Genomic DNA, 13,742 nt, shown 5'->3' on the forward strand with positions numbered 1-13,742 from the left:
CATAGCTCAGAACACCTTGATTGCAGACTTTTCATCTGAAAGAATCTCGAGTAAACCCTCCACTTTCTTCTGAACGGATAGACGCGACAGCTCTTTAATGTCGATCGTAACACTTCCGATTATTTGAGGTTCATCAATATGAAGAGAAGACGCACCGGAGACTTCAATTACTGTATCGATCAACGGACCTCCGATAAATGAGAATCGGGAGGTCTTGTTCACCAGAACACTCTTCGATTCGATAAGAGAATCAACCACTTCGATCCGCGAATTGATAACTCGAAGGGTCTGAGACTTCATATCGCTCCTGGAGAGCATTGCCATTCCGAGATTGCTGAAAGTGACTTCGGTTCCCGAAAAGTCGCTAATATGAATAAGCATTTCTCTAACGTTCTCAACGACAACTTCGCCCTTAACGTTGCTCCCGTATATCTGGACAGTACGCGCTCCTTCTATCTCGAGCCCTCTGGAAAAGGTGCAATTCTCAAAGACAACTACAGCAGCTTCCTTAACCAGTATTCTGGTGTTGTTGAAATCAACGCTTCTCGCAATCAGAACCCCATTATTTGCAACTTCAATAGTACCGGTTGAACCTCCCGGGTTCACCGAAATTCGATCCTTCCGTCCTTCTAGATCAAGAACTCCGCTCACCAAAAGGGTGTTACCCTTAGGAATTGTAAGAGAAGAGCCAGATTCGGCTCTCATCACCGATCCGTCTCTTACAACAATGTTCCCGTAGAATCTGTAGTCGTTACCTCCAACTAGTAGAGCGTCCATTCCCAAGAAGGACGAGATAACCTCAGTGCTGAATCTCCTGAACAGACTTTCTTTCGCGAACACCGGAACTGAAGGCATGAATCTCTCTCTATCTGACTCGAAAACAATTCTGTACAAGTCGCCATTCTCAGATATGCTTTCCTTGGTTATCACAGAAGACCTTTCGTTTGGCATATGAGTAGAAAGTGTTATCCATTCGCCATCTCTGTATCTCTGCAATTCGACCGGACCTTCTGAAGCACTCCATCTCGCATTTCTGATTGTACCCTCTTCAATATAGAGCTCGGGAAGATCAACCGAAGTCTTGCGAATAACTTGAATCTGTCTTCTGCATTCGGTCTTGTTGCCGGAAGAGTCTATCACTTGAACTACAAGAGTATTCTGTCCTTCCGGAAGAGGTATCTCCGGAATCAACTTTGTCCCGTCAAAGAGAAGGGGGATTCCACTTTCTTCAATATAGGCCCTAATCGAAAGATCGGCAACGCTGTCCCAATCGTCGCTTATTGCTGCTCCAAATGACCCTCCCAAATACGGTTGTCCTATTGACAGGTCGACGACAGGAGGAAAATCCTCAGAAAGTCTCAAATCAATTACTGAGGGTTTTGAAGTGATGGAACCAGATCTTGAGAATGCTTGTACTATGTATTCGTTGTCCCTCTCAATAGGAAAAGTAAAGACCCCATCCGATGAACCGTATTCGGTATCGTTAACGAGAATAAGGTAGTCGGTAACTGAACCATTAGTCTCTGTCTCCAAAGTCAGAGTCAACTCTCCTTGTGCGAGATTCCATCGAAATACCGGAGCGTTAGGTGGCTGAAGATTTACGGTTGCTTTCGCATAGGCCGGCGTAGTCAAGAATCTCTTTCCCTTGATCAGAGTCACATAAATCGAATGAGTACCATGCTCTTTCAGCTCAAAGGAGATCTCCGAGCCTTTGAACTTCATTCCATCATTGCCGTCAAGGGGCGATCGACCGACGGTAACCAGAACCGAAGGAAGGTCTCTGCCGGGAGAAGACACATCCAGCTTCAAATAACACATAGTACCTTCACATTCGATGTTCACTATTGACAAGCTGTGACTCGTACTGTCACTGCAGGCACCAAGTATTACGACCAACAACGTAACGACAAATAGCCACCTAATCTTCCTGATGTCCTTCACACTCCCATCTTAAGAAGAATAACACATCTTTCTGAAACTGACTCTCGAAATGTTGCCAGAAGTTGGGGAAAAAAGATACAATCAACGAGTAATGAAACCAAATGCGGATCGGGAGGTGTTCAACCTGCGAGTTATTGCAGTATTTGCAAGCACGGTAAACGGTAAAATTGCGCTGTCTCATGACGACAGAAGCGAATGGACATCCAGCGAAGATAAGAAGTACTTCAAATCTCTAACATCAAGAATAGGAGTAGTCATTATGGGTAGAAAAACCCACGAGGCAATCGGAAAACCTCTATCCGGAAGGTTTAATGTAGTTTTGACTAGGCATCCGGAGAGATACCGGAACTCGAGGGAATTGCTCTTTACTTCGACTACGATCCTTGAACTACTTGAAGAGCTTGAGAAGAGAGGTTTCAAGGAGGTATGCCTAATAGGTGGAACAGAAACGTTTGATCAATTCGCCAATCAAGGTTTAATCAACGAACTCCATATCACGTTTGAACCCATCTTGAGCAAGGGAATCAAAGGGTTGGGAGAAAACCTTAGTCGCAAAATGGAAATGAAACTCAGAGAGTCCCGTCAACTCGGTGAAGCAACTCTTATGGTCTATGATGTGAAATAGATGGAGCGGGCGACGGGACTCGAACCCGCGACCCTCAGCTTGGGAAGCTGATGCTCTACCAACTGAGCTACACCCGCATTCATGGAGATTCTATCACCCTGGTGAAATGCTTGTCAATCACTCTAGAAGGATCGTTCTCCAATCAAATGTCTACAAGTTCTTCTAAAGAAGCTTTCGCAAGATCCGCAGCAGACGAAGAGTCTACAGTAGATATCAGACCTATGGCTCCAAGAATATAGTCTCTATCCCTGAAAAGACTGACTTCCTTTCTTGGAAGGAGTTCCTTTTCATGTTTCGCCGATAGACTTCTTATACTCTCCATAATCTTCGAGGCAAACCGAGACCTGCTGAGAATTCCTCCTGTGCCAATTACTGACCTAACGGCAGTAAGATCCTTGCCGTAAGCCACTTCTATTCTTCCAGTTGGCCCAAAGAACTGCTTGAGGCCTCCGGCATGTCTTCTGATTGAAGTCTCGAAACAATACGTTGCCAAACGAGCAGAGAACGCCTCATCATTAGCGTCCTTGGGATAGGGAGTAAGGTTGCTCACGATTTTATCTAGATGAGGAAACTCGATTTTCAGTTTGTCCCTGCCTATGTGTTCAACAACGTGACGGGCATTAACGTAGATCCCCAGATCTCCTTCAACTGTTCTCTTGGATCTCGGTTCAGGAGAAACCAGCATTGAAGCGATTTTGGGGTCTCCATCTGTAACGGAATCGACATCCGTTGTAGCCCCTCCTATGTCTACAGCAACAACGTCCCCATGAAAACTGGAAAATAACTCTGTTGCAAGCATTACCGCTGCTGGAGTAGGAACTATTGGTCTGTTGATCATTGAGTAGATCTTCTCCATACCAGGTCCTTTTACAATGTTTTTCGAGAAAACCTCTCTGATTACTTCTCTGGTAGGCTCGACATTGAGTTCATCTATACGAGGGTACACATTATCTACAATGTGAACATCTCGCCCCTTCTGCGAGATTATCTCCTCCACCTCATCGGCTGCCGCGGAATTGCCTGCATAGACAATGGGGATTTCGTGATCTATGTTTCCCAGAACTTCAGCGTTGCGCACTACCGTCTCTCTCTCCCCATAGTCTACCCCGCCCGCAAGAAGAATCAATTTAGGACTTGTTTCCATTATCCTCTTCAGGTCTCTTTCTGAGAGCTTGCCAGCAGTTACCAACTTTATAACTCCGCCAGCCCCAAGCGCCGCTTCTCTGGCGGCTTTTACTGTCATATCATAAACAAGTCCATGAACCGTCATTCTGAGTCCGCCGGCCGCACTCGAAGATGCGAGGAATGCATCCCATTCAAGACTGTCAATGCGAAGAGATATCTTAAGAGCTCTCAAAGCCTTCTCTATCCCAATTGTCACATCTTGCTCATCAACTGTAGTATAGGATTCACCCTGTCCAAGAAACCTCATTGATCCAGAAGCGTCAGAAGAAAAAGCAGAGAGCACCGTAGTGGTGCTCCCGATTTCAGCAGTCAGGAACTCAATTCTCATCTGCTTTCAAGGAGCTCCCTTACGATCCTGTTGGCCAGCTTGCCATCTGCTCTTCCCTTCAGTCTGGCCATCAGTTCTCTCATTACCTTGCCCAGATCTGACGGATTATTGGCCTTTAAATCATCAATCGTCTTCAATGCAAGTTTCCGAATTTCATCAACGGTCATTTCTTCAGGAAGAAATCGCTTAAGGATTTCCAGCTCTGCCGATTCGCTTGCAACGAGATCGTCTCTCCCGGCCTTCTCGTAAGCCTCAATAGATTCTTCGCGTTTCTTAGCTTCCTTCGCAATGAGATCTATCAGCAACTCATCGGTAACTTCTGCGCCTCTTGTTTCTTCAGAAGACGCAAGATATGTCTTCACTGAAGCGATAACTCCCCTAAGTGTGTTGGTTTTCAGGGTATCCCTGGATTTCATGGCTTCTTTCATCTCTTGTTGGATTCGATCGAACAGACTCATAAAATCACCTCTACAGATCCTCGATGTCGCTTAGCGACTCTTCTTCATCAAAAGAGATCGGTCTCACGAGCGGGAACGGAATGATATCCCTTATTGACGGCGAATCTGTAACAAGCATGATTACTCTATCCCAACCCACCCCCAAGCCTCCAGTAGGCGGCATTCCGTATTCAAGAGCCCTTATGAAGTCTTGATCCATCATCTGAGCTTCCTCATCTCCAATATCTCTCAAGCTAGCCTGGTGAAGAAAACGGTTGTACTGCTCTATTGGATCGTTCAGTTCACTAAAGGCGTTGGCCATTTCCATTGAGCTGATTATCAACTCGAATCTTTCGGTCACTCTAGAATCTTCTCTGTGGACTTTCGACAATGGAGAGATTATCACCGGATGCTCGGTCACAAAAGTGGGATTCACAAGATTATGTTCCACGAGATCCCAGAGCTTCTCAATCAAGTGGCCCCTTTCCTTGATTTCGAGTTCAGTATTGTTCTTTTTCAAAATGGCTATTAGTTCTTCATCGGAGTCTTTCAAAATATCTACGCCTAGATTCTCCTTGATAAAATCTGCCATCCTCACTCTTCGCCATGGTCTGGAAAAGTCGATTTCTTTTCCCTGATATGTAATCTTTTCAGAACCCGTGATTTCGCGCACGACGTAATTGATCATCTCTTCAGTGATGTCCATTATGTCGTTGTAGTCCGCATAAGCCCAATACAGCTCCATCATAGTGAACTCAGGATGATGCTTGTAGGATACTCCCTCATTGCGGAAATTCTTTCCGATTTCAAATATCCTTTCAAATCCACCAACGAGATACCTCTTGAGGAATAGCTCTTCGGCGATTCTAAGATACATGTCCGATTCAAAAACGTTTATGTGAGTCCTAAAAGGCCTTGCTGATGCCCCTCCCGTCAAGTAGTGGAGCATTGGTGTATCCACTTCGATGAAATCCTTAGACTGAAGAAACTCTCTAACAAGCCTGAACAGTTCCGAACGAACCTTGAACCTTCTGAGAGCATCATCGCTTGAAAGCATTTCGACGTATCTCTGCCTGTAGATTATCTCCTTGTCCCTCACTCCGTGCCATTTTTCGGGCATCGTTCGTATCGCCTTTGAGAGTATTTCAAATTCCTTGACGAAGACCGACATCTCACCTGTATGGGTCTTGAATGGGAAACCGACTACTCCGACGAAATCTCCGATATTCACAAATTTCTTGAAGACTTCGAAGTTCTCGGCACCGACCCCATCAAGCCTTACATAGGCCTGGATCCTATCGGAATTATCTCGGATAACAAAGAAGGCTGATTTTCCGTGGTTTCTCATCGCCACGATTCTTCCCGCAATTCTTACAGTCGTATCTTCCTTTGTTTCGGAGTCCTTGAGGTAGGAAAACTCTCTCTTGATTTGATCTGCCCAATGAGTCTTGTCGAAACGATACGGAAACGGCTCGATTCCTTCATTGCGCATCTGATTAATCTCTTCTATTCTTTGTCTTCGTGCTTCTTCGCCCATAAATATCCCCCATCACTTGCCGATGGTAAGAATCTTGTACTTAGCCCAGCCTGCAGGGGTTTTCACCCTTACCACTTCATCCACTTTGTGAGTCAGGATTCCCCGTCCAATCGGAGAATCGGAACTGATTTTTCCCTCGAAAATGTTGGCTTCCTGTGCGTTAACAATTCTGAACTGAGATTTTTCGCCTGTCTCTATATTCTGAAGCTCAACTACATAACCGAGCTTCACAGAGCTTGTATCTCCGTCATCTTCAATAATCTCGGCATTATTCAGAATTTCCTCAAGCTGCTTTATCCTGCTATCGATTCTTCCCTGTTCGTTCTTAGCCTCGTCGTATTCGCTATTTTCGCTAAGGTCTCCGAGCTCCCTTGCCTCCTTAATCCGCTCCGCAATATCATACATGAGCTTCTTCCTTAGGCTCTCGAGCTCCTCTTTCATTCTGTCGAAACCTTCCTGCGTGAGGTAGATAACCTGCTTTTTCACGAACTGAATCCCTCCATTCAACGATCTCTATCGTCTCTGAGTTCCTCAATTATATCCATGAAATGGTCTATGTCCCTAAATTCTTTGTAAACAGATGCAAATCTGACGTAGGCAACCCTATCCAGGGACTTAAGTTCCGCCATTATCATTTCACCAATCTCGCTTGAGATTACTTCATATTTTCCCGATTTCACTACCTCGTTTTCTACTGAATTTACTATCCTGTTGACTGTGTCTACAGATATGGGCCTCTTTTCACAGGCTCTGAGTAGCCCGTTTAGGAGTTTCTCCCTGCTGAACTTCTCTCTCCTTCCATCCTTCTTAACAACTAAGAAAGGAAGTTTCTCATACCTTTCGTAGGTAGTAAATCTTGCACCACAACTCTCGCACTCTCTTCTTCTCCGAATGGAAGTGCTTTCATCGGTCGGCCTTGAATCAAGAACTCTTGTCGAATCTCCACCACAAAAAGGACATTTCATCTAGCTATCTCCCAACTCTTCCGCCAATGCCATGAGCTTCTTCAACCTATTATATACTGCTGACTTGCTCATCGGCGGATTCATAATCTCGCCCAGCTCTCTCAGATTAAGATCCTCGTTTTCAATCCTGAGGATTGCAACTTGACGAAGATCCTCATCCAATCTGTCGATGCCGTACTTCTTATCGATGATTCTTATGGCTCTTACATGCTTTGCCATTGCCTGAGCAGACTTGTTTGCATTTGCTGTAAGGAAATTCAGAGTCCTGCTTACATCGCTCCTGATCTTTCTTACTTCGATCGCGCTCGAAAGTCTCGTCACCGTCTTCTTTCCCCCCATCAGAGAAAGCAGTTCTATTAGGTCAAGCGACGACTTCACATATGCTTTGAACTTATCTCTTACTCTTACTATTCCGATCTTAATGTTGAAATTGTCTGATATGTACTCCTTCAGTGAACTAACAAAAGCCTCAGTAGTATCAAGCGTTATTTCCAGGTGATACTCCTTGGATGGATCAACAATCGAACCTCCAGCCAAATACAGTCCCCTGATGAACGCACCGAAGTAGACCGGATCATCTCTAACGGGTTTTGGTATGGAGTCATCTCTGACTGAAATGCCATTCTTTCGGAGGAACTCTTCTACCTCTTCAAAGCGAAAAGTAAGCTCTCCGCCTCTCTTTCTTCCTAATCTGATTTCTTCTATTACCTGTGTTTCATGAATCGGCATGGAAAGCTTCTTCGAAATCTGAAACAGCCTTTTAAGACTCGTTATAGATGTAAGCGGGATAACAAGGAAAGCGGTACTTCCTCTTAATCGTAATGTCCCTCTCGACTTAACAAAACCCAGATATTCAGATCTGCACTCGTCTTGGTCGTCCAACGGGAGATGACAAAGCTCTTCTTTGAGTTTGTCGGCATAGCTCACATCTTTTCCTCTCCCAATAGATTCAGCTCTTTCAGGATCGACAGAATGCTGTCTCTCGAATGACGAACGACCAGACGGTTCCGTCCGTCATCAATCAGCTCTGCAGTACCGCCTGAAACTACCCTAACCCGAGTATCGGTAAGCATATCGTTTCTCACCGGCATAGAGCCCCTTTCATAATACCTATTCAGCACGGCAGGCTCTACTTCTCCCACTTCAGTCCAAAAGATCATGTCAAAAGTCACCCCACTATAGTCTTCAACGACATTGACGTGATCGGCAAGTGAAAAACCTGTAGACTCACCAGGTTGGGTCATAATGTTACATATGTAAACCTTATTTGCTTTGGACTTCCCGAAGGCCTCTCTGACCCCGGAAACCAGGAAATTGGGTACAACACTTGTAAACAGGCTGCCGGGGCCCACAATTACCGTCTTTGCAGATTCTATTGCGCCCAATACCTCTGGAAGTGCCTTCACAGCCTTATCGAGAAATACCCTTTCTATTCTCTTTCCGGCAGCCGATATCCTTGACTCTCCCTTAATGAATGATCCATAATCAATCTCAGCCACAAGATGCACAAGATCGTCGGCTACGGGCAAGACTCTCCCTTTGATTTTCAGCATTCTTGAGGCCGCGAGGACCGCTTCTGGAAAGCTCTGAAACATCTCAGTAAGACCTGCAATAATTATATTGCCAAGAGAATGACCATTCATAGCGCGAGCCTCAAATCTGTACGAAAAGACTTTTGTTAGGAATTCCTCATCATCAGCCAAAGCAATCACGTTATTCCTTACATCCCCTGGCGGGGGCATGCTCATGGCTTCCCTGAGAAATCCTGAGCTTCCACCATCGTCCGTAACTGCAACTACAAGCGTTAAACTACTATCGTAATGCTTTAGGACCCTTGCAAAGGTAGAGAGACCAGTTCCGCCACCTATCAAAACCGTCTTGCTCATGATGTAACTCGTTCCTTCAAAGCAATCCCTGAAGACGTAAGGTCAACGCCCCTGACGTTTTCCGCCTTTCCTAGATATCTTCCAAGAATCTCCTGGAAAAAGCGAATATTACCGCTTACATAATACTCAACAGTAGATGAATGATGCGAGGAAATCGTTGCCCAATCGGCAACATTCTTGGCAATGTACTCCGCGGGGTCTATGATCCTTGTCCTGGGAGACAAAAGCGACTCGATCGAACTCCTAATAAACGGATAATGAGTACATCCAAGAATCAAGAAGTCCGGTTGAATCTTAGCGAGGTCTGCCAAATAATACTTGACGATCGAATCAACGATTTCACCCTCCCAGATTCCCTCTTCTATCAAAGGAACGAAAAGCGGGCAGGCCCTTTGTAAGATTTTGCTGATGCTTTCATAACGAAACAGCCTTCTTAAATAGAGAGACTTCTTCACAGTATTCTCAGTTGCGATCACTGCAACTGTCGACTTGTCGGGTGCAGTCTCCCCAAGAAACTTCGCTGTTGGATCGATGATGCTGAAGTATGGAGTAGTCAGCTCCGTCTTCTCCCTTTGAGAGAGTATAGAATCGGAAGTGTTACAGGCAGTGACGATTGCATCGACACCCAACTGGGCAAAAAAGTCGAAGATCTCTCTGACATACCTTCTCAGTGTCTCAACTGGCTTTGAGCCATAGGGTACCCGCGCAGTGTCGGCAAAGTAGTGCAGGCTTACTCCCTCGGGAAAGGCTTCCAATAGTCTTTTAACAACTGTGAGGCCACCAATTCCAGAATCGAAGACACCGATCCTCAGACTATTTTTCAACCTCGTCACGTCCCTGGAAGTATTCCGAAAGAACCTCTTCATATTTCGCCTTTAGCCTAAGCAGTTCATTCTGACTTCTTGCAAGGTCGTGTGCAAGGTTCACCGAAATCCCCACAAGCAACTTCTCATAGCCGACTTCCTCTTCGTTCTTGCTTATTGAATTGTACATCTCCGTAATCTTTGAAAAGACCTGATCCACGAGTTCCTGAGGATCGCTTGTAAGAAAAGTGTACTTCCTTCCTCCGAGGTCCAGAGTGACTGATCGCTTCATTGTTCGACTCCTTATACCTTCTTGCTGTCTTCGACGAGGCTGCCTCTTACCCTTTTTATTAATGAAGAAATTGTCCTTGACTCACTTTCAAGGCGGAGTTCAAGTTCCCGGATTCTTAGCTCGGATTCCTCAACTTTTTTCTGTGCTGTCTCGAGCTGCGTCCAGAGCTGTTCGTTTTCCTTCCTGAGACGGTTGAATTCTTCAACCATCTTGTCTACGACTAGTTCAAGCTCCTGATAACTGTCCAAGAACAACACCCCCTATTTTGAGATTATAACACCTCAACAGAGAAAGAAAACGCGAGCAACCGCCCGAACGGGCGGTTGCTATATCGCTCTGATTAAGCGTAAATCTTTGCTATTGCTACCAGTTGGACAAAGCTCTCTTGAAGGCTGGCCCCTCCCACCAAACCACCGTCAATATTTTCCATAGCGATTAGGGAATCAAAGTTATCCGGTTTGATACTGCCACCATAGAGAATTCTTGTTCGCTCTGCCACGCTGCACTCGTATAGCGACGATAATAAACTCCTTATGTACTTCATGGTGGCCTCGGCCTGTTCGGGAGTAGCCACAACACCAGTTCCGATCGCCCATACTGGTTCATACGCTATGATCACTTGCTCAACCTCACTCTTGTCAAGGCCGGCAAGACCTTTTCTGATCTGTTCTTCGAGAACCTGCTCCGTCCTGCCTGATTCCCGTTCTTGAAGAGTTTCCCCAACACAGAATATTGGAACTAGGCCCTCTCTTAATACTGCCTTGATTTTCTCGTTAGTCATCTCGCTTGTCTCGCCGAATATGTGCCTTCGTTCTGAATGACCAACAAGAACGTACTCCACCGCAAGGTCCGAAAGCATAGGCACAGAAATCTCGCCTGTAAAGGCTCCACTATCTGCAGGATAGACATTCTGGACTCCGACCTTAATCGACGTGTCCTTGAGAATGTCTGCCACCCCGGCAACTGAAAGGCTTGTTGGAAATACTACAACATCAACGGCCTTCTCGTTACCGATTGAAGATGCAAGGAAACCGGCGAACATTCGCGCTTCATTAGGCGACTTGTTCATCTTCCAGTTTCCGGCGACCATTATTCTACGTTTTTTTTTACCTTCCTTAGTCGCTAGACTCCTTATACCAGGCATCTCTTTTCCCTCAAGCATCTCAAGAGAAGCCCCGCCACCGGTTGATACGTGAGAAACTCTGTCGGCCAAGCCAAACTTGTTGATAGCGGCTGCGCTGTCTCCGCCTCCGATAATCGTTACTGCACCCTTGAGCGAAGCCAGCGTCTTCGCGATCGATTCGGTTCCTTTCGCAAAATCATCGATCTCGAAGACCCCCATTGGACCGTTCCAAACAACGGTTTTGGCGTCAACCAGCTTGCTTCTGAATAGCTCAATAGTTGATGTCCCGATGTCAAGTCCCTTCCAGCCGGATGGGACTCCTTCATCTATGAGAACCGTCTTCGATTCACTACCTGCAGCGATTTCCTTGGACACAACCGTGTCAACAGGGAGGACGAGCTCAACCTTCTTCTCTTCGGCTTTCCTCATTATCTCCTTTGCCAGCTCGATCTTGTCCTCTTCAACCAGGGAGTCACCAGTTTGCTTCCCCAGAGCCTTAAGGAATGTGAACATCATCGCACCGCCGATTAGTATTCTATCGGCCTTCTCCAGAAGATTCGTAATGACTCCGATCTTATCGGAAACCTTTGCTCCTCCTAAAATGACTACGTAGGGGTGCTTGGGACTCTCAACGGCCATGCCAAGCATTTCGATTTCCTTCTGCATAAGGAAACCAGGTACACTGGTCAAGTACTGGGCAGCACCCACATTCGATGCATGACCTCTATGTGCTGTTCCGAAAGCGTCGTTTACGTGAATGTCTGCGATCGCAGAGAGCCTCTTCGAAAACTCCGGATCATTCTTCTCTTCTTCAGGGTAGAACCTAACATTCTCCAGAAGAAGAATATCTCCGTTGTTCATTTTTGAGACAGCTTTCTCCACTTCATCTCCGATGCAATCAGGAACAAAGGCAACGGGCTTGCCGATTAACCTTTCCAGACTTTTGCTAACCTTTTCCATTGAGTACTTAGGGTCTCTCTTGCCCTTGGGCCTCCCCAGATGGGAAACAAGGATTGTCTTTCCACCATTTTCGGCTACGTACTTTATCGTTGGTATTGCAGCCACAATCCTAGTATCGTCACTCACTTCGCCAGTCTCTTTATCTAGAGGAACGTTGAAATCGACCCTTACAAGCACCCTCTTTCCACTCAAATCAACATCTCTTAGTGTTAGAACTCCAGACATCTCTTACCTCCTTTCCTCAATAAAACGGGGCCTCCAGGCCCCGTCAGAAAAAATCGAGAATTACATCTTCATCATTTTCTCAGCAAGATCGACTACCCTGCAAGAATAGCCATATTCATTGTCATACCAAGCGCAAACTTTCAACAGGTTACCCATCACTGCTGTAAGCTTGCTGTCAAATACTGAGGACACCGTTGTTCCGACAATATCCGAGGAAACGAGTTCTTCTTCAGTATATTCGACTATTCCTTTCAGTTCGTTTTCCGCCGCTTTCTTCACGAGCGCATTTACTTCCTGCACTGTTGTATCTTTTTCGAGAACCACGGTTAGATCAGTTATTGAACCGTCAGTTACAGGAACTCTCATAGCTATTCCATCAAGCTTGCCTTTGAGTTCAGGAATGACAAGCCCTACTGCCTTAGCGGCGCCTGTTGAAGTGGGAATCGTATTGGCGGCAGCAGCCCTCGCTCTTCTCAAGTCACTGTGAGGCAAATCAAGAATTCTCTGATCGTTCGTATAAGCATGGACAGTCGTCAAATAACCTTTCTGAATCTTGAAACTATCGTTCAAGATCTTTATTATTGGCGCAATAGAGTTAGTTGTACAGGAGGCATTAGAGACAATCTTCATCTCCGGCCTCAGCATATCGTCATTGACACCAAGTACAATTGTCGCATCCACTTCACCCTTTGCAGGGGCAGTAATCAATACCTTTTTTGCCCCGGCTTCAATATGGGGCATTGTCTTCTCTCTGTTTCTGAAGACGCCTGTAGACTCAATGACCAGTTCAACGCCAAGGTTTTTCCAGGGAAGGTTTGCAGGACTCTTCTCTGCGAAGACTTTAACCTCCTTGCCATTTACAACAATCGCTCCATCCTTAGCCTCCACTGAACCCTTGAATCTCCCGTGAACCGAATCATATTTGAGAAGATGAGCCAGGGTAGCTGCATCGGTTAGGTCATTGATTGCAACTACATCGAAATCCCCGCGTTTTACCATCTCTCTAAAAACAAGTCTTCCAATTCTTCCAAAACCGTTGATTGCTACTTTGTACATCTCTTACACCTCCTAAAGTATATTGTCAGGTAGATTGAGCGATCCTGTAACCTTAGCCGTTTCTTCATCTCTTCTCTTCGCTACCTCTGCTAACGCCTCGTTTATCCCCGCAATTATCAAATCTTGAACAATCTCAAAATCCTCTTCTCTTATCTCAGGCTCGACCTCGATCGACTTAATGCGATAGTCGCAAGTTGCAACAACGTTTATCGCTCCTCCTCCGGCAGAAGCCGTCACCTCCAGAGTCTTGAAGGTTTCTTCCAGGCTCTCCATTTCTTCCTGTGCTTTCTGAGCCCGTTTCAGAAGTTCACTCATGTTTGATCCCTTCCTGGAACCTCCATAGTTCTTACCGCCGAGACCTCTAAATTTCTTTGCCATT

Annotated in this window: 15 protein-coding genes and 1 tRNA gene; 1 reads left to right on the plus strand and 15 read right to left on the minus strand. The window is 45.8% G+C overall.

Annotation, left to right across the window (positions count from 1 at the left end):
• Positions 1 to 6: 6 nt before the first annotated feature.
• Positions 7 to 1,941, minus strand: coding sequence for a hypothetical protein (locus RJ60_RS07530; protein WP_243392201.1), 1,935 nt, complete (start codon positions 1,939 to 1,941; stop codon positions 7 to 9).
• A gap of 91 nt (positions 1,942 to 2,032) precedes the next feature.
• Here RJ60_RS07530 and RJ60_RS07535 point away from each other — a divergent pair, with 91 nt between their 5' ends.
• A complete protein-coding gene (locus RJ60_RS07535) occupies positions 2,033 to 2,566 on the plus strand; it encodes a dihydrofolate reductase family protein (RefSeq protein WP_258001830.1) in 534 nt (177 codons plus the stop codon).
• 1 nt (position 2,567) lies between these two features.
• On the opposite strand, the gene RJ60_RS07540 is transcribed toward RJ60_RS07535, so the two are convergent.
• From RJ60_RS07540 to RJ60_RS07605, 14 genes are all read right to left on the minus strand, one after another.
• Positions 2,568 to 2,643 (minus strand) — tRNA-Gly (locus tag RJ60_RS07540).
• Between the two features lie 65 nt (positions 2,644 to 2,708).
• Positions 2,709 to 4,079 carry a GlmL-related ornithine degradation protein gene (locus RJ60_RS07545; protein ID WP_099828683.1) on the minus strand — a complete coding sequence of 457 codons (1,371 nt, stop codon included), beginning with the start codon at positions 4,077 to 4,079 and terminating at the stop codon, positions 2,709 to 2,711.
• A complete protein-coding gene (locus RJ60_RS07550) occupies positions 4,076 to 4,537 on the minus strand; it encodes a GatB/YqeY domain-containing protein (RefSeq protein WP_099828684.1) in 462 nt (153 codons plus the stop codon). Before RJ60_RS07550 ends, RJ60_RS07545 begins: the two co-directional genes overlap by 4 nt.
• Positions 4,538 to 4,547: 10 nt before the next feature.
• The gene (lysS, locus tag RJ60_RS07555) at positions 4,548 to 6,053 is read right to left on the minus strand and encodes a lysine--tRNA ligase (RefSeq protein WP_099828685.1); all 1,506 of its coding nucleotides are present in this window, start codon (positions 6,051 to 6,053) and stop codon (positions 4,548 to 4,550) included.
• A 12-nt stretch (positions 6,054 to 6,065) separates the two neighbouring features.
• On the minus strand, positions 6,066 to 6,539 hold the full coding sequence (gene greA, locus RJ60_RS07560) for a transcription elongation factor GreA (RefSeq protein ID WP_099828686.1): 474 nt from the start codon (positions 6,537 to 6,539) through the stop codon (positions 6,066 to 6,068).
• 17 nt (positions 6,540 to 6,556) lie between these two features.
• Positions 6,557 to 7,018 carry a transcriptional regulator NrdR gene (gene nrdR, locus RJ60_RS07565; RefSeq protein ID WP_099828687.1) on the minus strand — a complete coding sequence of 154 codons (462 nt, stop codon included), beginning with the start codon at positions 7,016 to 7,018 and terminating at the stop codon, positions 6,557 to 6,559.
• The gene (whiA, locus tag RJ60_RS07570; RefSeq protein ID WP_099828688.1) at positions 7,019 to 7,945 is read right to left on the minus strand and encodes a DNA-binding protein WhiA; all 927 of its coding nucleotides are present in this window, start codon (positions 7,943 to 7,945) and stop codon (positions 7,019 to 7,021) included.
• Positions 7,942 to 8,904 carry a gluconeogenesis factor YvcK family protein gene (gene yvcK / locus RJ60_RS07575; RefSeq protein WP_099828689.1) on the minus strand — a complete coding sequence of 321 codons (963 nt, stop codon included), beginning with the start codon at positions 8,902 to 8,904 and terminating at the stop codon, positions 7,942 to 7,944. The genes whiA and yvcK overlap by 4 nt, the downstream gene beginning before the upstream one ends.
• Positions 8,901 to 9,728 (minus strand): glutamate racemase, encoded by an 828-nt coding sequence (gene murI, locus RJ60_RS07580; protein ID WP_099828690.1) that lies wholly within the window; start codon positions 9,726 to 9,728, stop codon positions 8,901 to 8,903. The genes yvcK and murI overlap by 4 nt, the downstream gene beginning before the upstream one ends.
• Positions 9,718 to 9,999 carry a cell division protein ZapA gene (locus RJ60_RS07585; protein WP_099828691.1) on the minus strand — a complete coding sequence of 94 codons (282 nt, stop codon included), beginning with the start codon at positions 9,997 to 9,999 and terminating at the stop codon, positions 9,718 to 9,720. Before RJ60_RS07585 ends, murI begins: the two co-directional genes overlap by 11 nt.
• A gap of 11 nt (positions 10,000 to 10,010) precedes the next feature.
• Positions 10,011 to 10,247 (minus strand): hypothetical protein, encoded by a 237-nt coding sequence (locus tag RJ60_RS07590; RefSeq protein ID WP_099828692.1) that lies wholly within the window; start codon positions 10,245 to 10,247, stop codon positions 10,011 to 10,013.
• A 92-nt stretch (positions 10,248 to 10,339) separates the two neighbouring features.
• Positions 10,340 to 12,307: a triose-phosphate isomerase gene (gene tpiA, locus RJ60_RS07595; protein WP_099828693.1), complete on the minus strand. Its 1,968-nt coding sequence runs from the start codon at positions 12,305 to 12,307 to the stop codon at positions 10,340 to 10,342.
• Positions 12,308 to 12,367: 60 nt separating this feature from the next.
• Positions 12,368 to 13,363, minus strand: coding sequence for a type I glyceraldehyde-3-phosphate dehydrogenase (gap, locus tag RJ60_RS07600; protein WP_099828694.1), 996 nt, complete (start codon positions 13,361 to 13,363; stop codon positions 12,368 to 12,370).
• A gap of 12 nt (positions 13,364 to 13,375) precedes the next feature.
• A complete protein-coding gene (locus tag RJ60_RS07605; RefSeq protein ID WP_099828695.1) occupies positions 13,376 to 13,741 on the minus strand; it encodes a YbaB/EbfC family nucleoid-associated protein in 366 nt (121 codons plus the stop codon).
• Between the last annotated feature and the right edge of the window lies 1 nt (position 13,742).

Origin of the sequence: Mesotoga sp. B105.6.4 (assembly GCF_002896535.1) — a bacterium.
GTDB lineage: Bacteria > Thermotogota > Thermotogae > Petrotogales > Kosmotogaceae > Mesotoga.